General features: G+C 35.5%; 13 protein-coding genes and 1 pseudogene. 10 read left to right on the forward strand and 4 right to left on the reverse strand.

The genetic code is table 11. The annotated features are described in order from the left end of the window. The first annotated feature begins 15 nt into the window (after positions 1-15). Positions 16-2199 carry an SBBP repeat-containing protein gene (locus IPM51_11285; protein MBK9284882.1) on the forward strand — a complete coding sequence of 728 codons (2184 nt, stop codon included), beginning with the start codon at positions 16-18 and terminating at the stop codon, positions 2197-2199. 289 nt (positions 2200-2488) lie between these two features. Here the strand turns inward: IPM51_11285 and IPM51_11290 are convergent, their stop codons facing one another. Both IPM51_11290 and IPM51_11295 read right to left on the reverse strand, forming a co-directional pair. Further along, entirely contained in the window at positions 2489-3223 is a 735-nt protein-coding gene (locus IPM51_11290) for a tRNA threonylcarbamoyladenosine dehydratase (GenBank protein ID MBK9284883.1), read from the reverse strand. Between the two features lies 1 nt (position 3224). Further along, positions 3225-3872, reverse strand: a complete 648-nt coding sequence (locus IPM51_11295; GenBank protein ID MBK9284884.1) for a TatD family hydrolase — start codon at positions 3870-3872, stop codon at positions 3225-3227. Positions 3873-3926: 54 nt separating this feature from the next. Between IPM51_11295 and IPM51_11300 the strand changes: the two genes are divergently transcribed. From IPM51_11300 to IPM51_11335, 8 genes are all read left to right on the forward strand, one after another. Then, positions 3927-5339, forward strand: coding sequence for an FAD-binding protein (locus IPM51_11300; protein MBK9284885.1), 1413 nt, complete (start codon positions 3927-3929; stop codon positions 5337-5339). A gap of 78 nt (positions 5340-5417) precedes the next feature. After that, positions 5418-6086, forward strand: coding sequence for a hypothetical protein (locus tag IPM51_11305; GenBank protein MBK9284886.1), 669 nt, complete (start codon positions 5418-5420; stop codon positions 6084-6086). A 115-nt stretch (positions 6087-6201) separates the two neighbouring features. Beyond that, positions 6202-11889, forward strand: coding sequence for a hypothetical protein (locus IPM51_11310; protein MBK9284887.1), 5688 nt, complete (start codon positions 6202-6204; stop codon positions 11887-11889). A gap of 54 nt (positions 11890-11943) precedes the next feature. After that, positions 11944-14295 carry a penicillin-binding protein 1C gene (pbpC, locus tag IPM51_11315; protein ID MBK9284888.1) on the forward strand — a complete coding sequence of 784 codons (2352 nt, stop codon included), beginning with the start codon at positions 11944-11946 and terminating at the stop codon, positions 14293-14295. Positions 14296-14388: 93 nt separating this feature from the next. Then, on the forward strand, positions 14389-16581 hold the full coding sequence (locus IPM51_11320; protein MBK9284889.1) for a T9SS type A sorting domain-containing protein: 2193 nt from the start codon (positions 14389-14391) through the stop codon (positions 16579-16581). 207 nt (positions 16582-16788) lie between these two features. Further along, positions 16789-19077 carry a gliding motility-associated C-terminal domain-containing protein gene (locus tag IPM51_11325; GenBank protein ID MBK9284890.1) on the forward strand — a complete coding sequence of 763 codons (2289 nt, stop codon included), beginning with the start codon at positions 16789-16791 and terminating at the stop codon, positions 19075-19077. 186 nt (positions 19078-19263) lie between these two features. Then, positions 19264-20622, forward strand: coding sequence for a redoxin domain-containing protein (locus IPM51_11330; protein ID MBK9284891.1), 1359 nt, complete (start codon positions 19264-19266; stop codon positions 20620-20622). 30 nt (positions 20623-20652) lie between these two features. Further along, positions 20653-21339: an RNA pseudouridine synthase gene (locus tag IPM51_11335; protein ID MBK9284892.1), complete on the forward strand. Its 687-nt coding sequence runs from the start codon at positions 20653-20655 to the stop codon at positions 21337-21339. 34 nt (positions 21340-21373) lie between these two features. Here IPM51_11335 and IPM51_11340 read toward each other — a convergent pair whose 3' ends face one another. Further along, complete coding sequence (locus IPM51_11340) at positions 21374-23452, reverse strand: OmpA family protein (protein ID MBK9284893.1); 2079 nt, start codon at positions 23450-23452, stop codon at positions 21374-21376. A gap of 152 nt (positions 23453-23604) precedes the next feature. Between IPM51_11340 and hemW the strand changes: the two are divergent. Then, positions 23605-24739: pseudogene (hemW, locus tag IPM51_11345) on the forward strand (radical SAM family heme chaperone HemW). Here the strand turns inward: hemW and hemL are convergent. Beyond that, positions 24728-26011: a glutamate-1-semialdehyde 2,1-aminomutase gene (hemL, locus tag IPM51_11350; GenBank protein ID MBK9284894.1), complete on the reverse strand. Its 1284-nt coding sequence runs from the start codon at positions 26009-26011 to the stop codon at positions 24728-24730. The pseudogene hemW and the gene hemL sit on opposite strands and share 12 nt — an antisense overlap. Positions 26012-26082: the final 71 nt, after the last annotated feature.

The raw sequence follows: 26082 nt of genomic DNA on the forward strand, positions 1-26082 counted from the left end.
TTAGTTTTGAAACGCTTGCCAAAAAAAATTCATAATTTTTCACTCTCACTAAGTTTACTAATAATAAATCTTTTTTCTTTTAGTCAACCGCCAAGTTTTAATTGGGCACATGGTTTTGGTGCAGGCGGAACTAACGTAAGTAACTCAATCACGCACGATTCATTCGGTAATTTAATCACCACCGGATCTTTTTCAGGAACAGTTGATTTTGATCCGGGAATAGGAACATACACCCTTAGCACGCTTTCAACCAATGCTATTTACGTGCATAAATTAGATGCTAATGGAAATTTAAATTGGGCAATCAAATTGGAAGGCAACGGAACCGGTGAAGGCAACTGCGTTCAAACAGATCACTCTTCTAATGTTTACGTTTGTGGATATTTTACGGGCACAGCAGATTTTGATCCGGGGCCTGGCACAACTAACTTAACAGCATTAGGCAACCAAGATGTTTTTGTGTGTAAATTTAATAGTACCGGAAATTTAGTTTGGGCCAGACAACTAGGCGGACCTGCAGATGAAGTAGGCCAGGGATTAACTGTTGACAACTTAGGTAACGTATATACAACCGGCTTTACGCAGGGTGCCGGAGATTATGATCCCGGGCCAGGTACTTTTATTATCAATCCTATTGGAAGTGCTGATGTTTTCATCAATAAACTGGATAATAACGGAAATTTTGTTTGGGCCAAACAATTTGGGGGTGATAATACCGGTTCAGGCAAAACAATTAGTTACGATGCATCAAATAATATTTTTATCGGAGGATTTTTTTCAGGGAATATTGATATGGACCCTAACGCTGGAGTATATAACTTGACTTCAGATGGAAGTACAGATATTTTTATTACCAAATTAAGTGCATCGGGGTCTTTTATATGGGCGAATAAAATGGGTGGTACATTTTCAGATTATTGTAATTCTTTAGTAGTTGACCAATTTAGTAATGTATATTCCACAGGAGCTTTTCAATCTACCTCTGATTTTGATCCGGGTCCCGGCATTGCTAATTTAACTTCATTAGGTATTAATGATGTTTTTATTTCAAAATTAAATGCCAACGGTACTTATGCTTGGGCAAAAAAAGTTGGCAATACTAACGATGATATAGGAAATACAATTTATCTGGACACAAGTGAAAATGTAATTACCATTGGTTCGTTTCAAAGTAGTGTTGATTTTGATCCGGGTCCGCCGGTTTCCAATTTAGTTGCTTCGGGAAGTAATGATGTTTTTATCTTGAAGCTAAATTCAACCGGAGATTATATTTGGTCGCTTAAATTTGGCGGAACGGATTCGGATATAGGCAAAAGTTTAACAGTTGATACTTTAAATAATATTATCAGCAGTGGCTACTTTGGTGGCACTGCAAACTTTAATCCGGGCCCGGGTACATTTACCGTTATAGCCGGAGGATACAACGATTATTTTATTCAAAAACTCTGTGCAATTCCGGCAACACCCATTAACACCACTTCACCTGCTTTTCAAAATGTTTGCAATGGACAATCTGCAACATTAAGTGTTATCGGAAGCGGGATGATTAACTGGTATTCATCGCCAAACGGAACTATAAGTATTGGAACAGGCACCACGTTCATAACGCCCACACTAAGTTTAGGGACGTATAATTTTTACGCCGAAGCTTTCACTTGCGCTAAGAGTCCAACGCGAACCGTTATTGGAGTTTCGGTAACTCCCCTACCCGCTTTTAGTGTATCAACAAGTATCGCTTTAATTTGTGCCGGTGAAACCGCCACCTTATATGCAAGTGGTATTACCAATTGCACTTGGAGCCCTGGAAATTTAACCGGAACCGCTGTTGCTGTTTCTCCGGGCGTAAGCACCACATATACAGCATTTGGTTCCAATGGAGGATGTGTGAAAACCGTTACCATTACACAATCCGTGTCGCCATGTACATTTCTACCATTAAATAATAATGAAAACAATGTGATAAGCGTTTATCCAAATCCGGCTTCGGAATATTTATATATTGATGCAGACGAGGTAAAAAGTATTTCTGTGTTAGATCTTTTAGGAAAAAGTATTTATTCTAAAAACACCTGGAAAGAACAACATAATTCAAAAGAAAGAAATAAGGAAATTAATATTCAAAACTGGCCACCCGGCATTTACTTTCTGAAAATTGAAACGCAAGATCAAATCCGACTTATAAAGTTCTATAAACTTTAACTTTGCTGGCTTCAAAAATCTGAATACGCTGAATTTTTAGGATTCATTTCAAATAGGACTGTTCATCTTGTTTATTCATGATAAAATATGCTTCATTCATCGAATAATTAAAAATTAAGGCTGAGCGGTATTGACAAAGGCTTTTTGTGATATTAACTTAGTTGAGCAAAAACCCTAATAGCATGAGTAAATTTACACAGTTACTGAGTATTGCCTTCTTCGATAAGCATTTGTCTTATCAAATTCTGTTGATGTTTATGCTTCTATTTCTTCTGAACATCCTTCACTCTTAGTACTTTACCTCTTTCCAACCCGAAATTTCGCGTATTACAACTGATGCGCAAGTTAAACCAAAAGCGGCCGGTAAATAAGATATGGTACCATATGCTGACTTTTTAAACTTACTGCCATCGGTATGCATAATTGAATATTTTGCAGGTAACTCATTACTATAAACACATTTAACACCCTTGTATATATTCATATATCGCAATCGTTTTCTAACATACTGCGCTAATGGATCGGTGTGGGTTTTGGAAATATCAGTTACCTCAATTCGAGTTGGATCCATCTTTCCACCTGCTCCCATACAAGAAATTAATTTCTGATTATTCCAATACGCGGTTGATATTAAATAAAGTTTTGGTGTTATGCTATCTATCGCATCAATGATGTAACTGAATTTTTGTTCAAGCAATTCTTTCATTGCTTCCGGTGTCATAAATGTATCTATCGAATTTATTTCAACCTCCGGATTAATTGCTTTAATTCTATCATGAATTAATTTGGCTTTGCTCATTCCGTGCGTTGTAGCCAGCGCCTGTAACTGCCTATTTCTGTTTGTTGGATCTACTACATCCCCGTCAACAATTGTAATTTTACCTATACCTGTTCTGGCAATGGCTTCGGCGGCATAAGAACCAACTCCTCCTAAACCAACAATCAAAACATGCGCCTTCATTAATTTATCCAATCCTTTTTGACCAACCAAAAGAGCAGTTCTCTCCATCCATTTATTATCCATATTACTTTTTTACTTTAAAAATTGTTTCAAAATTACTTTGTATCTGCATTTTTAGAATTTCCTCTTCAATGCATAATATTTCAGCGGCTTTTTTATAAATATATTTTATTGATATATCATCATTATCTGTTTCTAATAAAAAATTCTTTCGTCCTACTTTTTTTATAATTTTTGAAGCATTGGATTCATATCCTAAGAGTGCTTTACCAAAGGAAAATAACAAACCATGTGTTTGAAGTACACGGGCAATATTTTCGTTATTATTAAAGCCGTGAACAATAATAGGCACACTGTTATCACTTAAGTTAAGGCAGTTTATTAATTCATTAAATGCTTTAACACAATGAATAATCATCGGTTTTTTTACTTTATTAGCTATCCTAATTTGCTCATTAAATACCAAAGTTTGTAATTTAAAATCAACATCGCTCAACTTATCTAATCCACATTCGCCAATTGCAATACATCTAGCCTCATTTACTTTTCTCTCTAATTCAAATAATTCATCTTTGTAAGTGTCAGTTTTAATATTCCAGGGATGAATGCCGTATGAAAAATATTTGGGTAAATTCTTTTCATAAACGGAAACATTTACTAATTCTATCGTTGCATCATACAATTGCTCGTGCGTATGTGAATTTATAAACAAATTTCTCGACTTCTATCAAATCAAAATTATTACATTTATACAATTAATCCTGAGATGTTAAACCATAATTATAACAAAGCAACGTCAATAACCTTTGCCGATTTAAAAAAAATTTGCGGTGCTGAATATATAAGCAATGATTTGGATCAACTGGAGAAATACGGACAAGATGAAACAGAAGATTTAATTTATCATGCAGAAATTGTAGTAAAACCACAAACTACCGCTCAAGTTTCGGCGATAGCCTCTTATTGTAACACAAACCGCATACCATTAACCACTCGTGGTGCCGGCACCGGATTAAGCGGAGCTGCGCTTCCGGTATTTGGTGGCGTATTGCTGAGCATGGAGAAATTCAATAAAATATTGAATATTGACGAGAGAAATTTGCAGGCTACTGTTGAACCGGGTGTAATTAATTATGTCTTTCAGGAAGAAGTAAAAAAGCTGGGCTTGTTTTATCCACCCGATCCTGCCAGTTGGGGTAGTTGTAGCTTAGGTGGCAATATTGCGCATAGTAGTGGTGGGCCCAAAGCAGTTAAATACGGAACAACCCGGGATTATGTTTTAAATCTGGAAGTAGTATTAGCTAACGGTGATATTATTTGGACCGGGGCGGATACACTTAAATACAGTACCGGATATAACCTCACCCATTTAATGATTGGAAGCGAAGGTACCTTAGGTATAGTTACCAAAATCGTTTTTAAATTAATTCCACTTCCTAAACATGATTTGCTTATGTTGATTCCATTTAAAAACCCGGAAGATGCCTGCGCTGCCGTGGCTTCTGTTTTTAAAGCCGGAATTACTCCAAGTGCAATGGAATTTATGGAAAAAGATGCAATCGACTGGAGCATTAAGTTTGCCGGTGAAGTGAATTTTAGTATTCATCCGGAATGGAAAGCTCTCCTGTTGGTAGAAGTAGATGGAAATGATATGGATATTTTGATGAAAGATTGCGAAACAATTGGAACTGTTACCCAATTACATCATTCAGATGAAATATTATTTGCCGAGTCAGCCGAACAAAAAGCCGCGCTTTGGAAAATCAGAAGAAAAGTAGGCGAAGCGGTTAAAAGCAACAGTATTTATAAAGAAGAAGATACCGTGGTTAGACGTGCTGAATTACCCAAACTATTACGTGGCGTAAAATCAATTGGTGAAAAATACGGTTTTCAATCTGTTTGCTACGGACATGCAGGAGATGGAAACTTGCACGTAAATATTATTAAAGGATCATTAAGTGATAAGGCCTGGAGCGAGGAAGTGCCAAAAGGCATACGCGAAATTTTTGAATTATGTAAATCCTTGGGCGGAACAATAAGTGGAGAGCATGGAATTGGCCTTGTACAAAAAGATTATATGAACATCATGTTTAGTCCGGGGCACTTAGCACTTTTCAAAAATATTAAAACTGCATTTGACCCCAATCAAATTTTAAATCCGGGTAAAATCTTTGATTAACCCTGTTAAACTTTCTAAAAATCATTAATTCTTTTTACTGCAATTCTCACCATTGCTTAATTTCACATGAATATAAGCATGCATAAAAAATTCATATTCATTTTTTCCATCCTGGCATTAATTTTATTTTTCAGCATCATAGCATTGCATGAAAAAGAACAAAACACATTAATTAATCAACCCGGGTATACTTTAGCAGAAAATCAAAAATATAAAGAAGAAATACTTCAACATCATCAATTAGACGTAAACAATAAAGCCTCAATTATTTTACAAGAAATTGAACGCTCCAGACAAAATTCAAGAAACATATTGAGTACCATAATTACTGAAAATGGCCCAAACTCTATTGAGGCTAAATCCTATTTTGATCAATTTTTAGAATTAGAAAATAAAAATCTGGAAGTAGTCTGTCAATTAATTGATCAACATGGCTGGTTAGGCCCCGACAGAATTGGGGCGCAAAATAATTACACTTTATTTACTACTATCCAGAATTCTGATTTAACAACGCAAAACAAATACTTAAGCATCATGGAAGATGCAGTTAAAAAGGGGAATTTAAACGCTGAACTTTATGCTATTTTAGTAGATAGAAAGTCCATTATTGAACATGGAGTACAAATATTCGGAACACTCTCATCCGTTGATTTGATTAATAAAGCACGTACTATTTCTACTGTAGTCGATAAAATAAATATAAATCAGCGCAGGGTTGAAATCGGGCTCTCACCCATTGAAATATAAAAAACCAAGAATTTAATTCACATTAAATTAATCCATCTGTTTTCTAAAAAATTGTGAAGAAAGTTTTCTTGCATTAAAACTTCAAAATGGTATATTTAATGTAAATTCTTTATCAATGATTTTACAAAAATTAAAATGGATGGCTGTTGGTGTGGCCATGACAGCAACAGGTGTTTTTATTTATAATAATCGAGATTCCATCAAAGAACTCACAGGCTCCAATAAAAATTCGGCACTGGTAAATAAAATAAATCCCGAGTTTGCGTCTTACATATCTGCATTCACAACCGGTTACATCTCTTCCGGTTCAACCATTAAAATAAAATTCGCTAATGAATTTGCCGGTAATACACAACTTAACAAGGCATTAGAAGAAATATACATATCCTTTAGCCCAAGCATTGATGGTGAAATATACTGGAAAGACGCGCAGACCTTGGAATTTAAACCAAAAGAAAGATTAGAGGCCGGACAATTATACAAGGCCACTTTCCATCTTGACAAAATCACAGAAGTAAAAGATGAACTCGAAGAATTCGAATTCAATTTTCAGGTTATCAAGCAATCCGTTCAATTTGATTGCGGCGAATTAAAATCCTATCACAGTAATGACTATAGTTATTACAGCTTAAGTGGTGCACTTTCTTCAGCCGATTTTATTGAACCCACTGAAGCAGAAAAAATAATTTCAGGAGTATTAAACAGTAAAAATGTAACCCTAAAATGGAGTCATAATGAAAAAGGAACCATACATAAATTTTTGATTGATAGTTTAGCAAGAAATTCCGGAAGTCAGAAACTGGAAATAAAATGCGATGCCTCTAATATTAATCTATCGGTAAAATCATCCAGCATATACCCTATCCCTTCAGAGTCCGAATTTAAATTATTAAATGCAAAAATTGCACAAGATAATGAGCAGTTTATTGTAGTCTGCTTCTCCAATCCATTGGATCAAAACCAAAGCATGGAAGGTTTAATCACCTTAACTAAACCGGATAATCGTCAGCAATTAAATAGTTACGATAACGAAAACAATCAAAACGATTTAAAGTATATTATTTCCAACAATCAGGTTTTAATTTACCCAAACAATATTAAATCCGGTTCGTATCTATTAACGATCGGTGAATCCATTCGCGATTCAAAAGGAAATCGATTAGGTGAAGAATCTAAACACAATATAGTTTTCAGTGAGGTGAAACCGGCCATCCGTTTTGTGGGTGAAGGCAATATTTTACCTTCTTCCAATGGATTATCCATGCCGTTTGAAACCGTTAATTTACGAGCAGTAGATGTAAAAGTGATTCGCATTTATGAAAATAATGTACTTCAGTTTTTACAAAATAATGATTTAGATGGAAATGGACAATTGGCCCAAGTCGGAAAAAAAGTTGTTGAAAAAAGAATAAACTTGGGCATCACAAATCCCGGCGAATTTGGAACCTGGAAAAAATTCTCCTTGAACCTGGAAGATTTAATTAAAGCAGAACCCGGAGCGATTTACAAAGTATATCTAAGTATGCAAAAAGCTTATTCCACTTACCCTTGCCTGGGCAATAGCGATCATGAGCGATTTGAAATGGAAGAAATAAAAGAACCCAAAGAAGAGGAAGTTTCTTTTTATGGATATTATTATGACGAAGGTTATTCTGATTATTATGGTGAGTATGGAGATGGTGAATATGAAGATTACAATTGGAGAGATAGAGATAACCCTTGTAAAGCCTACTATTACAAACAATACGAAAGAACAATTTCAAAAAGCATATTAGCAACCGATATTGGTTTAACATTCAAAAAAGGAAATGACGGATCTTTTTTGGCGGTAACAAATAATATTGTAACTACAGATCCTATAGCCGATGTTAATGTGCAGTTATTCGACTACCAACAACAATTAATAACCGAAGGAAAAACCAATAAAGACGGCCAAGTTTATCTAAATCCACCCAACAAACCTTATTTTGTTATAGCATCTAAAGATAAAGAACGTTCTTATTTGCGGCTGGATGATGGCACTACGCTTGCATTGAGTATGTATGAAGTGGGCGGTGAATCAATTCGCAAGGGAATTAAAGGATTTATTTATGGAGAAAGAGGAGTTTGGCGACCAGGTGATAGTCTTTTTCTAAGTTTTATATTGGAAGATAAACTGCAAAACATTCCTGATAATCATCCTGTAGTTTTTGAATTAACCAACCCACAAGGGCAAATTTACAAACGATTAATCAGCAGTAAGCCGGTTAATGGCTTCTATAATTTTTCTACTGTAACAGATAAAAATGTACCAACCGGAAACTGGAGTGCTACGGTAAAAGTAGGTTCTGTGAGTTTTTATAAAAATTTACGGATTGAAACCATCATGCCTAATCGACTGAAAATTGAAGTGAATATGGGCGACAATAAACTTATACTCGGAACAAAACCGGTAAAATTAAATTTACATACGCAATGGTTAACAGGCGCTATTGCCAGAGGTCTGGCTACAAATATCACTGCCAATTTTAATTCAATACATACCAAATTCCACAATTTTAAAGATTACCATTTTGATGATAATACCAAAAGATTTGAAGCACAAAACATCAATATCTTTGATGGAAATGTAAATGACAATGGTGATTTAAGTACAAATTTAAATGTAGATATAAATGATAATGCACCGGGAATGCTTCGCGCATCATTTACTACACGTGTGTTTGAAACCGGTGGTGCATTTAGTATTGATCGCTTCAGTATCGATTACTCTCCATACAATTATTATTGCGGAATAAAACTTCCGGAAGGCGAAAAAAATAGCGGAATACTTTATACCGGCAAAGATCACGTTATCGAAATAGCAAGCGTTGATCATAAAGGAAACCAGGTTAACAGAAATAATTTAAAGTTTGAAATGTACAAACTAGAATGGCGTTGGTGGTGGGATCAATACCGCTCCGATGCGGCTTCTTATGTGAATGATGAATATCACAAACCGGTACACTCCGAAGTAGTTTCAACCTCAAACGGAAAAGCCAAAGTGAAAATAAATTTAGATGAAACTAAATGGGGAAGATATTTAATTCGCGTTACAGATACAGAAGGTGGACATGTAAGTTCAATAATCACGTATTTCGATTGGGCTAATTGGATGGAAAGAGATGGCGGCTCGTCTAACAAAATTGTTGCAAACATGCTAAAATTCACAACGGATAAATCTTCCTATAAAACCGGAGAAGAAGTTTCGGTGAGTATTCCTTCTCCACAACAGGGCCGGGCTTTAGTTACGATTGAAAGTGGCAGCAGGGTTTTAGAAGCACATTGGTTACAAACTGAAAAAGGAAGTACGGTTTTTAAATTTAATGTAACGCCCGAAATGGCTCCTAACGTTTATGTACATGTTTCATTACTTCAACCTCATCAAAGAGAAAATGATTTACCTATAAGATTATATGGAGTAGTTCCAATTAATATTGATAATCCGGAAACACATTTACGTCCCGTAATCAAAATGGCTGCAACGCTTGTTCCGGAAAAAACAGCCGAAATTGAAATACAAGAAGAAAACGGACACGAAATGGCATTCACACTGGCCATGGTAGATGAAGGATTGTTGGATATTACCAGATTTAAAACCCCCGATCCTTGGAATAACTTTTATTCTAAAGAAGCACTAGGCGTAAAAACCTGGGATTTATATGATAAAGTGATTGGCGCATTTGGTACCGAACTCGAACGTGTATTAAGTGTTGGAGGTGACGGAAACGAATCCGGTAATGATGATGGCGCCAAGGCTAATCGATTTAAACCCATGGTAAGATTCTTTGGTCCTTTTCATTTGAAAAAAGGAGATAAAAAGAAAATAACTTTTCAAATGCCTTCCTATGTTGGCTCTGTTCGCACCATGGTCATTGCAGGAAATAATGGCGCGTATGGCATGGCGGAAAAAACCACACCGGTAAAAGCACCGCTTATGATTTTAGGAACATTACCACGAGTTTTAAGCATAACAGAAGAAGTTAAATTACCGGTTAGTATTTTTGGAGGTGAAAAAAATGTAGGAAGCACAACCGTAAAAATTGAGAGCAATGATTTACTGCAAGTTGTAGGAGGAAATTCCAAAACCATCAACGTAAAAGCCAATGATGAGCAAATTGTTGTTTATAATTTGAAAGTAAAAAGTAAACCCGGTATCGGAAAAGTAAAAATTACAGCTACCGGTGGCGGCCATACGGCTACGTATGAAATTGAGTTGGATGTGAGAAATCCAAATCCATATCAAACATCAACAAAGGATTTTTTTGTTGATGCAGGTAAAGAATTAAAGGAAAATTATTCAGCTTCCGGTGTAGCAGGAAGTAATTCCGGCGTAATAGAATTATCCACTATTCCACCCATCAACCTCGACGATAGATTACATTATTTGATTACCTATCCGCATGGTTGTGTTGAACAAACTACCTCTCAAAGTTTTGCTCAATTATATTTAACAGATATATTAAACTTATCCCCTGAAAGAAAAACAGAAATTGATGCAAATATTAAAAAGGGAATTGCTGAACTACACAAGTTTCAAATAGCAGATGGAGGAATGAGTTATTGGCAAGGCATGAATGAATCTAATGATTGGGGCACCACCTACGCCGGCCACTTTTTAATACTTGCTGAAAAGAAAGGATATTCATTACCAAATGGACTCAAGAAAAAATGGACGGACTATCAAAATAAAAAAGCACTCAATTTTCAGCTGAATAAAAATTCGACCTACAATAATGATTTCAATCAAGCTTACCGCCTTTTCGTTTTAGCATTAGCCGGACAACCATCCAAAAGTGCGATGAACAGATTAAGAGAATATTCATTACTCACCCAGCAAGCTCGCTGGATGTTGGCCGCATCGTATGCAACAATTGGTCAACTGGATGAAGCAGAAAAATTAATTGCAAATGAAACAACCGCTGTTAACCCATACAGAATAAATTATTATACTTATGGATCATCTGAACGCGACGAAGCTATGATACTGCAAGTACTTTGCTTAATGAATAAAAAAACACAAGCATTTACTCAGCTTAAAAAAATATCCGCTTCATTGTCTTCAAAAAGTTGGATGAGCACCCAATCTACAGCGTACGGTTTAGTAGCAGTTGCCGAGTTCATTAAAAAATACGGAGACGCTTCAGCAATGCAAGTGGAAGTTGAACTAAATGGTAAAGAGGTAAAAATTAAAGGGAATTCAGCCATCACCCAAATACCAATTGATTTCAAATCAAGTGAAAAAGGACAATTTAATATCGAAAATAAAGGTAAAGGTTTATTGTATGTTCGTTTGGTTCAAAGAGGTAAACCTGCTATAGGTACAGAAGCTGAAGGGAATGAAAACATCAGTTTAAATGTTATTTATAAAGACATTAATGGCTCCCCGATAAGTGTAAGTGAAATTCCACAGGGAAAAGATCTTATTATGGAAGTGAATGTTAGAAATTTAGGGCTTGTTGGCGAAATTCAGAATCTGGCTCTTTCAACTTATATACCATCAGGATGGGAAATACACAATAGCAGAATGGACGAAGGTGCTGTGAGTAATTACAACTTCACTTATCAGGACATCAAAGACGACAGAGTTTTAACTTATTTTGATTTAAGAACAACGGAAAGTAAAATATTTCAAATCCGATTAAATGCCGCCTATGAAGGGAAATATTATTTACCGGCCGTAAATGTAGAGGCCATGTATGATAATAGTGTGTACGCCCGAAATAAAGGAGAATGGACACAAGTGGTAAAAAGGATGAAGAATGAAGACGTTGCCGGAAAATAATTTACTGCACTACTTTTATTTATGCCATTGGAAAGAATAAAGTCTGAGAGCAGATTGTCAAAATATTTCCTGAATCATAAAATAAAATTAGCCTTCACAGCTATATTGCTTATTATTTATTGGGCCTGGTTACCCAAACAACTGATAAAACAGCCTATAAGCACGGTTTTATTGGATCAAAAGGGTGAATTATTATCTGCAAAAATTGCAACCGACGAACAATGGAGATTTCCAACCAGCGATAGCATTCCGTTCAAGTTTAAACATTGTATTTTACAATTTGAAGACGAATATTTTTACACGCATCCGGGGATAAATCCTGTTTCTATTTTTAAATCTTTAAAGAGAAATGCCGGCGCCGGAAAAATTAAAAGTGGTGGAAGTACCATTACCATGCAATTGGCGAGAATAATCAGAGGGAATCAATCTCGAACTTATCTTCAAAAATGCATAGAAATACTGCTTGCTATTCGTATTGAACTTTCGTACAAAAAAAATTCAATATTAAATTTATATTGCAGTAACGCGCCCTTTGGCAGTAACGTTATAGGATTGGAAGCAGCTTCCTGGCGTTATTTTGGAAGAAGTTCGGACAAACTCAGTTGGGCAGAAGCAGCGCTGCTGGCGGTTTTACCAAATGCCCCTTCATTAATTTATCCCGGTAAAAATCATAAACGTTTAATGGAAAAGCGAAATCGTTTATTAAAAAAATTATTGAATAAAAAAATTATTGACAGCAATACATATTCCCTGGCTTTGCTGGAAGAGTTACCGGAAAAACCTGAACCCCTTCCGCAATTGGCTCCTCATTTATTAAGCAGACTTATAGAAGAAAATGGCGAAGGAAAGATTTACCGAAGCACTTTGATAAAAAATATTCAAATCCGAGCCAATGAAATACTTAATAAACACATGAGCGTGTTAAGCGCCAATCAAATTCACAACGCTGCTTTATTAATCAGCGAAACACATTCCGGGAAAATAATTGCGTATATCGGCAATGCCTATTCATCAACTAATGCGCATGAAAATTATGTAGATATTATTAATCGACCCAGAAGTACAGGCAGTATTCTCAAACCTTTTTTATACGCATTTTTACTTAATGACAATTTGCTGCTCCCAAATGCACTTATAGAGGATGTCCCAATACAAATCGGCTCATACGGGCCCAAAAATTTTGATTTAAAATACGATGGTTTAGTGCCTGCAGGTAAAGCCATATCCAGATCATTAAATGTTCCCGCAGTGAATATGCTGAAGTTATATGGTACGGCTAAATTTCATCAACGGTTAAAACAATTGGGTTTTACTTCCTTTACAAAACCAACTGCTCATTACGGACTGTCTATTATTTTAGGAGGAGGAGAAGCCAGTTTATGGGAAATTTCTTCTGCTTATGCTTCTATGGGCAGATCATTATTGAATTATTCAAATTCAAAAAGCACTTATCAATCCAACAATTACAAACCTTTAACTGCAGTAAATCATATAGAAAACAAATCAAAAAATAAATTTCAAAAAAATGATTTGCTTAGCGCATCTTCTATTTGGTATACTTTTAATGCGATGACCGAACTGGTAAAACCACAGGATTATACCGGATGGATGCAATTTTCTTCCAAAACTAAAATTGCCTGGAAAACAGGAACAAGCTTTGGTTTCCGCGATGCCTGGGCTGTTGGTTTAAATCCAAAGTATACGGTTGCCGTTTGGGTTGGTAATGCGAGTGGAGAAGGCCGACCTGATTTAACTGGTACCGGTTGCGCAGCTCCCCTTCTCTTTGCTACCTTCAATATACTTCCAAAATCAAATTGGTTTACCGAACCTGTTAGTGATTTGGAGAAAATAAAAGTGTGCAAACAAAGCGGATTTAAAGCATCGAGTATTTGTCCGAACCCTGCCTATTCTTTTTTTCCTAAAGGTTCTTCCAAAACTGAAGCTTGTTCGTTTCACAAAACTATTTATTTAGATAAAACAGAAAGCTACCGTGTAAATGCTGATTGTTATGATGTAACTGAAATGATTGAAAAGCCTTGGTTTATTGCAAGCCCAATGCAGGAATATTTTTACAAACAGCACAATATTTACTATAAACCTCTACCGACTTTTTTACCGAACTGTAATCAAAATAATCAACAACAACTGGAAATTATTTATCCCAGAAATGAATTTAAAATATACATTCCCATTAACGAAAAAGGAGAACTAAGTCAGTGTATTTTTAAAGCTGCACATAAGGATCCGAAAGCAATTTTATATTGGTATTTGGATGGAAATTACATAGCTGCCACAGAAAAATTCCATCAAATAGCCACACAGCCCGTAAAAGGCAAACACACTTTGAGTATTACAGATAATTTAGGTGAAACAGCTACATGCAAATTTGAATTGCTAAAAAAATAAACCTTAATGGATTTAGATGAATTTTCAATTTTACATAAGCGGAAAATAGATTGGATGTATTTTACCTAATTTCGTTAAAATTTGAAAATTACTATGAGAAAAATTTACTTTTTACTGCTTTTATCTTTCGGAGTTCAAGTCTTGTCAGCTCAAAGTGTAACTGATGCTGCTGTTCCCCTTAATGCAGCGGTACAAGTTGCGCCTCCATCTATTACTTTAACTTGGTCTACCAATGCTACAACAACGCAGTATACTTTGTACCGAAAATTAAAAACCGATGTTTCATGGGGCTCTATTTTAGCCACATTAGCATCTTCGGTTACGCAATATGTAGATAATGCTGTTGCTGTTGGTACTTCATATGAATATAAAATCGTGAGAACAGGAACAAATTATACCGCCTACGGATTTATCAATTCAGGAATTCAAATTCCGGTAACAGAAAACAGAGGAATTATGATTTTGGTGGTGGATAGTACTTTTATAACATCTTTAGCACCTGAATTAAAAAGATTAGAAAATGATTTAGATGGAGATGGCTGGAGAGTGAAGCGCATTGATGTATTGCGTACCGGGAAAGTAACCAATGTAAAAAATAAAATATTAGGCGTATATAATCAAGATCAACCAAACACAAAAGCATTATTTATTTTCGGACACGTGCCTGTGCCTTATAGCGGAAACATGAATCCTGATGGACATCCAGACCATTTAGGAGCATGGCCAACTGATTCTTATTATGGAGAATTAAACGGAACCTGGACTGATGTTTCTGTAAACTCTACAACAGCTTCTCCGGCAAGAACACAAAACGTGCCGGGTGACGGAAAATTTGATCAAAGTATTTTACCAACATCTTTAGAATTAGAAGTGGGACGAGTAGATTTATACAACATGCCTACTTTTACTTTAACTGAGTTGCAATTAATGAAAAATTATTTAGATAAAGATCACGATTACCGCATGAAGAATTTTACGGTAGAAAAACGTGGAGTTGCAGATATAAATTTTGGATTTATGAATGGTGAAGCTTTTGGTGCAAGCGGATATAATAACATGGCTGCTTTAGTAGGAAGTACCAATGTAATAAACGCTGATTATTTTACAGCTATGACAGGCACAACAAGTTATCAATGGTCGTATGGATGCGGTGGTGGAAGTTTCTCCAGTTGTAGCGGAGTTGGCAACACAGCTAATTTTGCTGCGGCAAATTTACAAGGTGTATTTACGATGTTATTTGGCAGTTATTTTGGTGACTGGGATTCACAGAACAATTTTTTACGAGCTCCATTGGCACAAGGTAAAATGCTAATTAATTCGTGGTCAGGTCGACCTCATCATCAATATCACTGGATGGCACTAGGAGAAACCGCTGGATATTGCATGAAACAAACCATGAATTTACAAGCCGCACTTTACTATCCTAATTATTATGGAATTACTGCAAACTGGATTCATAATGGATTAATGGGAGATCCAAGTTTGCGGAATGATGTAATTGCTCCGGTTTCCAATGTGGTAGCTACTCGCATTGGAAATAACTGCAATATTTCGTGGTCTGCAAGTACAGAAACAAATATTATCGGATATAATATTTACATGAAAAATGACAGTAATGATGTTTACGTAAAATTGAATCCTTCCCCTCTTACAGGCTTAACTTATACTGACAATTGTTTGATGTACCAAGGCACTTATAAATACATGGTTAGAACTTTGAAACTGGAAAACACACCAAGCGGTACTTATTATAACTTAAGTCAAGGTATAGCAGATACAGCTTTAAACCCTGCATCACAAATTGTTTACGCCAATTTTTTACCTTCAGCCAACAGCAATACCGTAACTTTCATTAATCAAACGGCGAATGCATCTGTTTACTCCTGGACACTTGAGGCCGGAGCAACCAGTACAGTAAATACCCCGGTTTATTCTTATACAGCGAACGGAACTTACACCGTAAAATTAATTGCCTACAGCAATTGCGATTCGGATACTATTGAGAAAATCGTGAATATTACAGTAATTGGATTGGAAGACAGGATGAGCGAAAATAAAATAATTAAATTATATCCTAATCCGGCAAGCTCAAGTATTTTCGTAGAGTCACCGGATTGCCAAAAATGTAAGGTTGAATTAATTAGTTATGACGGACGCTTGATTTACGAATCCGAAACATTAAATAAATCTGAAAAAATATCACTTAATGGTGTTACCCCGGGCCTCTACCTCCTTAAAATAAGTGATCAAACAGGCAGTACAACAAAAAAATTAGTCATTGAATAAGCACTTTTTAAACAATAGAAAAGGGAGTTTGTTAACTCCCTTTTTTGTTAACAGCTTGGTCCTCCAATCCAATAAAAATTAACATTTATCAATTGCTAATAAGCATTCATCTAAAAATTTATTTACTTATTAAAAACTAATAACTACTGAGCTAAAAAATGAGGAGAATGATTACTTTTGTACTACACACAATAAGTAAACATTTTTATGTCAAAATTTAATTCGATTTTATTTGCACTGTTTTTTTTAATTGCATTTCAATTAAAAGCTCAGCCCCCTTGTGATTTTACCTTAACCCCACCAAACGGACCTTATTCCATTACCTGTACTAATACCATGGTGATTTTAAACGTTGCACCGGCTTCGCTCAGTTATACATGGACTAGTTTATCAGATCCACCACAGAACGGAACAACTGTTACATTTACCAACACCGGCAGCTATACTGTGTCTGCTTCCGGCACAGGATGTACATCCAATAGTCAAACCTTTGCTATCGTAATGAATACCATCGCGCCTACCACTACGGTAAGTCCGAATTCGCAAGCTATTACTTGTAATTCCACTTCAGCCGTAACTTTTAGCGGTACATGCAGCAACCCAACCATAAATATGCAACACGATTGGTTTAGTCCTATCAACCCTCCCCCATTCGGACCTCCTATTGCCACTTCTAATAACACACTCTCTATACTTTCAGGAGCTGTACCTCCGGGAGTATATACATTACAAACAACAAATTTGGTTACCGGATGTAAAACATCAAAAACTGTAACGGTAACTTCCCTATCTGCATTTCCTACTTTTGCCGTTGGTAGTACAACCGACTTTTCAATTGGTTGCGTGCCCTTAAACAGCACAACTATATCAATTATAAATGCACTTTCTACTCAAACTCCACCTGCTACTTGCAGTTATACATTTTTAGCACCAAGTTTTACCGGAGTGGTAACGCCAAGTGTAGTATTAGGAAATAATAATTCAACGGTTACAACTATTCCCGGAACATGGACCGTCATTGTTCAAGATAATTCTAATTTTTGTCGATCATACCTAAGCATTCCAATTCTGCAAAATACGGTTGCTCCTCATGTAGTAGCTAATATTCTAACTCAAACGCTAACATGTTATAATCCGACCTTACTTGCAACAGGTAGCTCAACCACACAATTCACTCAAGTAACATGGAATGTACCTTCTACTCCACCAACACTTTCTACTCCTACGGTTATTGTTGGTGATCCTGCAAATGGTCCAAATACCAGCACTACTTCATTAACCTACGCAAACTTTACAGTTGTAGCAACAAACACGAATAATGCTTGTCAATCGACTTCTGTCATGACCATTAATCAAAACTTTAAACCACCTATTTCAAGTCCAACAATTTCCATAGCTACCCCTACTGCAATTTATTGTAAAGTTTCTACGGCTCCGGTAATTTTAACAACTGGAAGCAGCACCACAACTTCTGGAGGCGGACCAAGCGCTTTCGTTGCGAATCCATGTTGGGATGGACCTTCGCCACAGACTACAATATGCGGTACATCTAACTACAGTTGTTATGTTCCTGGCGTGTATACCTTAAGCGTGATTGATAATTACAATGGCTGTCCGGGCTCAGGAACTGTTAATGTATTAGACCGAACACAGCCACCGGTTTTAACGAATCCCGTTTCAACAAGTACTTTAGATTGCGCTGCCAATCAAGCCACATTAAGTATGGCTATCACAGGAACCAATACAGGCGGAATGCGATATTTAATTACGAATTATCCAATAGGATCTTCATTTAGTCCAACAAATGCTATTACAATAACTTTAAATCCCGACTTAAGCGGAACTACATCGCCTAGCGTTGCAGTTTCCTTATTAGGAACTTATATTTTCGTAGCTACAAACACCTTAACGGGATGTAATGCAACGGGCACTGTTGTTGTTGGTGCAGGAGGATTAAATGCATCATTTGAAGCAAACCCATCAACAGGCTACGCACCTTTAACCGTTAATTTCTTTAATAATACCAGTAGTTCTTTTGGCACAACCAGTATCACAACGGTTTGGAGTTATGGTAATGGAAATGTAAAAACAGTTACAACAACCGCTCAAACCAGCGAAACCTATTTAGCACCGGGCTCATACACCGCTATGATAATTGCCACTAAGGGTTCTTGTGTGGATACCGCTTTTCAAGTTATTAAAGTAGATATTCCATCTAAAATGGAAGTTCCGAATGTATTCACTCCGAATGGAGATGGAAGTAATGATGTTTTCTTTTTGAAAGTGGCAAATTTAAAAGAAGTAACAGCTATTATTCATGATCGTTGGGGAAATAAAGTATATGAAACTACTAGCACAACCGGAAATATTGCCTGGGATGGTAAAAATTTTGCCGGCGCTGAATGTTCAAGTGGAGTTTACTTTTATACCATTAAAGCAACCGGCAAAGACGATAAAGAATATGAACAAAAGGGCAATGTGAGTTTGTTCAGATAAAATTCACTTAACATACTTTAAATCCCGTTACCGAAACGTATCGGGATTTTTATTGTATTTTTGAGTGTATACGAGAAACAATATTGTTACTTTTCTATTTTTTCGTATTATATATTAATGCAAGGCTATACGCGAATCATACTGCTGTTTTTACTACCTTTCTTTTGCAACTCGCAAAATATCTGGGTGCATGGAAAAGCTCACACCAGTTATGCAGGAAAATTAATTGAATTAATTTCAATTCAGGATTTTATTACAGGGGCGCGATTTAGAGAATCCCTTGACACTATCGATAAAGACGGTTCCTTTGACCTCCAAATGTATTCAAATCACACTCAACCCGTGTTTTTAATAATCAAAAATGTAAAAGCAAAGCTTTATGTTAGTCCGGATTTTGTGTATGAAGTGCGGATTCCCGAAACGGATGAAAGTGCCGATTTTAAAAACGATGCGGAATTAGAAATAAACTTAGGAGTTGTTGGAGCTGACAGCACAGAATTAAACGCTTTAATTTTTGATTTTCAAAACAAGTATAACGCGCAGTTTTTAACGGATAAAAAGCAATTTTTATCTCGCCCTGTCATTTTTCAGAAAGCTGACTCACTTCAGTTCATTTGCGAAAAAAGTTATAAAAATATTAAAAACAAGTACTTTCAATCTTTTTATAACTATTCCATCGCATCTTTAAACGCTTCTGTTTCCAGAGGAGAAAATTTTCTTATTTCCAAATATATTCTTAATAGCCCCATCCAATACCACCATGCTGAATACATGAGTTTTTTTAACGCCTGCTTTACTGGATATTTAAACAGTATAGCTTCTACCCGAAAAGGCGAAACACTTTATAACATAATTAATACTAAAGCCAGTTATGAATTGTTAGATGAATTTGTGAAACAAGAGAAATTTATGATTAATGATTCCTTGCGTGAATTAGTCATTTTAAAAAATCTTTGGGAATTATATTTCAATACTTCTTTTAACGCTCCGGCAATAAATAAAATTGTTTCCGAAATAAACCAGTCAACTAAAATTGAAAAGCACAGGCAAATTTCTGCCCATATGCTCAGTAATTTTAATCAGTTACAAAACGGCTCGCCAGCTCCTTTCTTTAGCGCCAGAGATAAAAAAGGCAATATGGCTGACTTAAACGAGATCAAAGGCAAATGGATTTATTTAAATTTTTTCTCAACAAAAAAAACAGAAAGTACTAAAGAACTTTATAAAATCGCTGCCCTAAAAAAGAAATTGGGTGACAAAATTATTTTTGTAAGTGTTTGTGTTGACGATAGTTTATCAACATACACATCCTTCATGAAAAACAATGCAAAACTGGATTGGAATATCTGGTATTACCAAGATAAAAGATTACAAAAAAACGCCAAAGAGTTATACCATTTAGTAGGTCATGAGGCCTATTACCTAATAAATAATGCAGGCTACTTAGCACAATCGCCTGCTCTTTCTCCCAGTGAAGGAATAGAGTACAAATTAAATTCGATTTTCAAACCCGTAAAAAAAAATATTAAAACCGGTATAAGATAAGTGAAAAAAGAATCTCCATTTTCAAGTTCAATACAAGATCGAATTGTTTACGAAGACAATCATATTTTGGTTATAAATAAACTACCTTCTGAAATTGTACAAGGGGATAAAACCGGTGATGTCCCACTCACTGAAAAAGTAAAGGAATTTATTAAAGTACGAGATCACAAACCGGGTAATGTTTTTTGCGGTTTGACACACAGACTAGACCGACCCGTTAGTGGCTTGATTATTTTTGCTAAAACCAGTAAAGCCCTCTCTCGTTTTAATGAGATTTTTAGAAATAAGGATATTAAGAAAAAATATTTAGCTGTTACAGCCAACAAACCGCCACTGCAAAGTGATAAACTCATCCATTGGTTAAAGAAAAACGAAAAATCAAATACAAGTATCGTTTACAGTAAAGAAACAACAGACGGTTTAAGAGCTGAATTGGATTATGAACACTTACATTCCTCCGATCATTACCATTTATTACTCATTTCGCTTCACACAGGAAGACATCACCAGATTAGGGCTCAGTTAGCCTCATTAAACTGTCCTATTAAAGGAGATGTGAAATATGGCGCTAAAAGAGGAAATGATGGAGGATTTATTCATCTGCATAGCTATGAATTAACTTTTATGCACCCCATTAAAAAAGAACCGATTCACCTAACTTGTTTACCGGCCTTTTCTGATCCGGTTTGGGATTTTTTTCATCAAAAAATGATATAAAAAAAATCCCCCTTTGCAGGGGGATTTTTAAATCTTATTCTTCATCCTCTTCTTCATCATCCGGATCTTTCGGCTTGGTATTACCTGTTCCGCCTTTTCCATCAGACTTGGTAGCATTAGGATCAACGAAATCAAAACTTAATACTTTAAATGTTGTACGACGATTCTTTTGGTGTAATGCTTCTTTTTCCTCCTTAGTTTTTGCCTTAGCAATTACCGCATCGGAAATTAATGGTTGAGTCATACCTAAACCTTTAAATGTTAAACGTGCTGCAGGAATTTCTTTTTCATTTACTAAATAATCCACACAAGACTTAGCACGAGCTGTAGATAAAGTCATGTTAGCGGCAGCCTTACCACGAGTATCGGTGTGTGAATTTAATTCAACAATAATACCAGGGTTGTCTTTTAAGATATTATATAAATAGTTTAATGAATCTTTAGAGTTAGGCAATAATTCAGCGCTTCCTAAAGCATACTGAATTTCAGGCATTCTTAAATTTGGAACAACCGGCTTTACAGCAAAATCGGCAACAAAATCTTTTGATTTATCTAAACCAACAGTGGTTACAACACGCTTATCTTGATTAGATAAGTATCCATCACGTCCAAACGTAGAAGACTTTGCCCCTTTTCCGGTTTCTGTTGAAACAGTATAAGTCGTTTTCTCTTTTAATTTAGTAAGGCTGTAAGCACCATCTTTTGCAGTGGTGAATTCATTAATACTACCGTCTGAACCAACAATTTTAACTTTAACACCTTCAACCGGCTCACCTTTTCCTTTTCCTAATTGATCACCTTCGCAAAGTACCATACCTCTTAAATTAAAGTTAATTGGAGGTAAGTTGAAGCTGTAGATATCATCATTTCCTTTTCCTCCTTCACGGTTACTGGTAAAGAATCCACGATTCTTTTTCCCTTCAAATACTATACTGTGATCATCATACGATGAATTGATTGGGTATTTTAAATTCTCAACCGGCTTAGTGAATTTTCCATCAGGTGATACGTCTGCCGAGAAAATATCTAATCCTCCCATTCCAGGATGATAATCAGAAGAAAAATATAATTTTTTTCCATCTGTAGAAATAGTTGGGAATGCTTCATTTCCGGAAGTATTAACTAGCGGACCAGCATTTACAGGTTGTCCCCAAATATTTTTCTTTTGATCAAAAGTACAGCTCCAAATATCTAAACCACCATATCCACCGCTCATGCTAGAAGCAAAATATAAATGTTTTGCATCAGATGATAAGGTAGGATGACGGAAAGAAACTGTATCAATACTAAAAGGTAAACGAACAGCTTCACCCCAAGTACTTCCTTGTTTTTTAGCCATGTAAATACCACACTTGTTTTGCTTTCCTTTGTCCTCAGGACAACGTGTAAAGAAAATCATATCTCCTTTTTTGCTTACCCAACCTTGTCCTTCGTTCACCGGAGAACTTACTGCAGGAGGTAATAATACAGGAGTTGACCATTTTCCGTTTTTATCAACTTTAGATTCATAAATATCTGAATGATTAACACCGGTTATATTATCAGCACCGCTGCCTAACGAACCTTCTCTATTAGATGTGAAAATAATAGTTTTGTATTTTTTATCACTATATGATGGAGAATAATCTCTGTCTTTTGTATTTATTAAAGACATGTTTTCAACTTTATATCGTAAAGGATTGTCTTTCCATTGTTGAGCTAATTCACACGATTTTATACCTAGGTCCGCTTTTTTAGCATCTCCACCTTTTGCTTTGTAGTTTTTGTATTCAGTCATGGCTTCAGCATATTTAAACTGAACTTTTAACACTTCTGCTAAACGGTAATAAACCGATGGATCATCAATGTTTGTTGCAATGGCTTTTTGAAAATAGGTTTCTGCACCTTTATAATCGTTAATTTCTTGGCTAGCAATTCCGGTTCTGTACAAAACAAGAGCTTTCTTGTCCTTTGGAACAGATTGATATACCTGCTTATATAAAGTAACAGCGCTAAAATACTGATGCGCTTCAAAAGCTGCGTCTGCTTTTTTTAAGGCTTTTTGTGAAAATGCCGAAGTTGTTAGAACACAAGTAGCTGCGGCTATTAAAGTAAGGCGAGTGAAGTTTTTCATACTTTAGGTTAAAGTTAATAAGGTGCTAATATAGCTATTTTTTAAATGAAAGTTAAAAAAAAACAAAATTTTGTATGAAATGAGTAATATTGAAGTATTCACAGGACTTGTTCCTGATTTAAAATAAAATACTGATAATCAATAATTTAAATTTGAATTCGATTTATATACATATTCCCTATTGCAAACAAAAATGTACTTATTGCGATTTCCATTTCAGCGTTCAACTCAAAAATAAAAGTCGCTTAGTGGATGCCATTTGTAAAGAAATTAATCAAAGAAGTTCAGATTTAAATAATAACAACATTCATAGTATTTACTTTGGCGGGGGTACACCAAGTTTATTGAATCAGGCAGAACTGGATCAAATTTTTAATGCAATAAATCAAACTTTTAAAATTGACGCTGCATCGGAAATAACTTTAGAAGCAAATCCAGACGATATCCACAAAAAAAACCTAAGTATTTGGGAAAAATCAGGTATAAACAGATTGAGTATCGGACTGCAATCTTTCAACGATGAAGAACTCAAATGGATGAACAGAACCCACCAAGCAAACCAGGGCATTGCCTCTGTATTATTGGCGCAGGATTCGGGTTTTACTAATTTAACCATTGATTTAATTTACGGTAGCAAATTTCAAGACCTGTTGAGTTGGGAAAAAACATTACAAAAAGCTATTCAACTGAATACACCACATATTTCAGCTTATCATTTAACTATTGAAGAAAAAACAGCACTTGGTATTAATTTTAAGAAAAAAATTGAACCGGCAGTTTCAGATGAATTGGGAGAATCACAGTTTTTAATGCTATCCGACATTTTAAGTAAAAATGGATTCAAACATTATGAAATTTCCAATTTTGCCAAAAACGGTTTTGAAGCTGTACACAATTCCAATTACTGGAAAAGAAATTCTTACTTAGGCTTTGGTCCTTCTGCTCATTCTTATAACGGCAAACAAAGACAATGGAATATTTCAAATAATGAAATCTATATTCAAAAAATAGAATCGGGTGAACAATTTTTTTGAAACGGAGGAATTAAGTACAAATAATCTTTACAATGAATACATCATGACCGGATTGCGTTCACATTTCGGTTGTAATTTAAATGAAATTGAAAACTTATTTGGTGAGTCTTTTAAAACTCATTTTTCTAAATCAATTATACCCTATTCAAATTATTTCATTGTAACAAACAAGCAATATCAATTAAATTTACAAGGCTGGCTTATTGCTGATAAAATTGCTTCTGAATTATTTCTAGTTGATTCAATTCAATAATTTCAAGGCTTTTTCAAATGCTAATATTGTTTTATCTAAATCTTCTTGTGAATGCGCGCTACTTACAAATCCAACTTCATATCCGCTAGGTCCCAAATAAATCCCTTCATTCAATAATCCGTGATATAAAAGTTTGAAATAATTCATACTCAACGGATCAATATCATTGGCGTTTTGAATTTCGTTTTTATCTGTAAATGCAATCCAAAAAATGGAACCCAAATTAAATATTTTAAACAATTTAAAGCTATTTACTTTGCGTATACCTTCCACCAAATAATTGGTTTTATCTTCTAAATTTTTATAAAAATCTTTTTCTAAACACAGTTGAAGTTGTGCTATTCCGGCACGCATGGCCACGGGGTTCCCGCTTAAGGTTCCCGCTTGATAAACCGGACCCAAAGGGGAAACATGATCCATTATTTCGGCCGAGGAAGCATAAGCTCCTACCGGAAAACCACCGCCAATAATTTTTCCGTAAGTAATAATATCGGGTTTTATTCCATAATAACCGGCAGCTCCGGTAAATCCTAATCTAAATCCGCTTATCACTTCATCAAAAAATAAAAGTGTGTTATTTTTTGTACAAATCTCCCTTAAAAAATTTAAGAACTCCTTATCCTGTAATAATAAACCATTATTCGCGGGTACCGGCTCAATAATTACACAAGCAATTTGATTTTTAAATGTTGTAAAAGCCTCTTCCACCGCTGTTTTATTGTGCAATTGAACACTTATGGTTTCATTCGCAAAACTTTCAGGCACGCCGGCACTGCTACTATTTCCAAAAGTTACCAATCCGCTTCCGGCCTTTACCAATAATGAATCAGCATGTCCGTGATAACATCCTTCAAATTTTAAAATTTTATTTCTTTTGGTAAATCCTCTTGCTAATCGAATAGCACTCATAACTGCTTCGGTTCCGCTACTTACAAATCTTATTTTTTCAATAAAAGGATTATTGTCTAAAATTAAATTGGCCAGTTCATTTTCTAACTTTGTTGGTGCACCAAATGAAGTTCCCATGTTCATGGTTTCCTGCACCGCAATTAATATTTTAGGATTGGCGTGACCGGATATTAAGGGCCCCCAACTACAACAATAATCAATAAACTCATTACCATCTGCATCCCAAATATGTGAACCTTTTCCCCGATCTATAAACAAGGGGTCGCCGCCTACACTCCTAAACGCCCGTACGGGAGAATTAACTCCACCCGGAAAATATTGTAAAGCTTTTTTAAATAATTTACCTGACTCTTCTCTTTTCATAAGTTTTCAAAATTACAAAACAGATTTGTGATTTGAATTAGCCCTGTTTATAAAACAAAATCTTATTTTTG

The organism is Sphingobacteriaceae bacterium, from assembly GCA_016715905.1.
Classification (GTDB): domain Bacteria; phylum Bacteroidota; class Bacteroidia; order B-17B0; family Aurantibacillaceae; genus Aurantibacillus.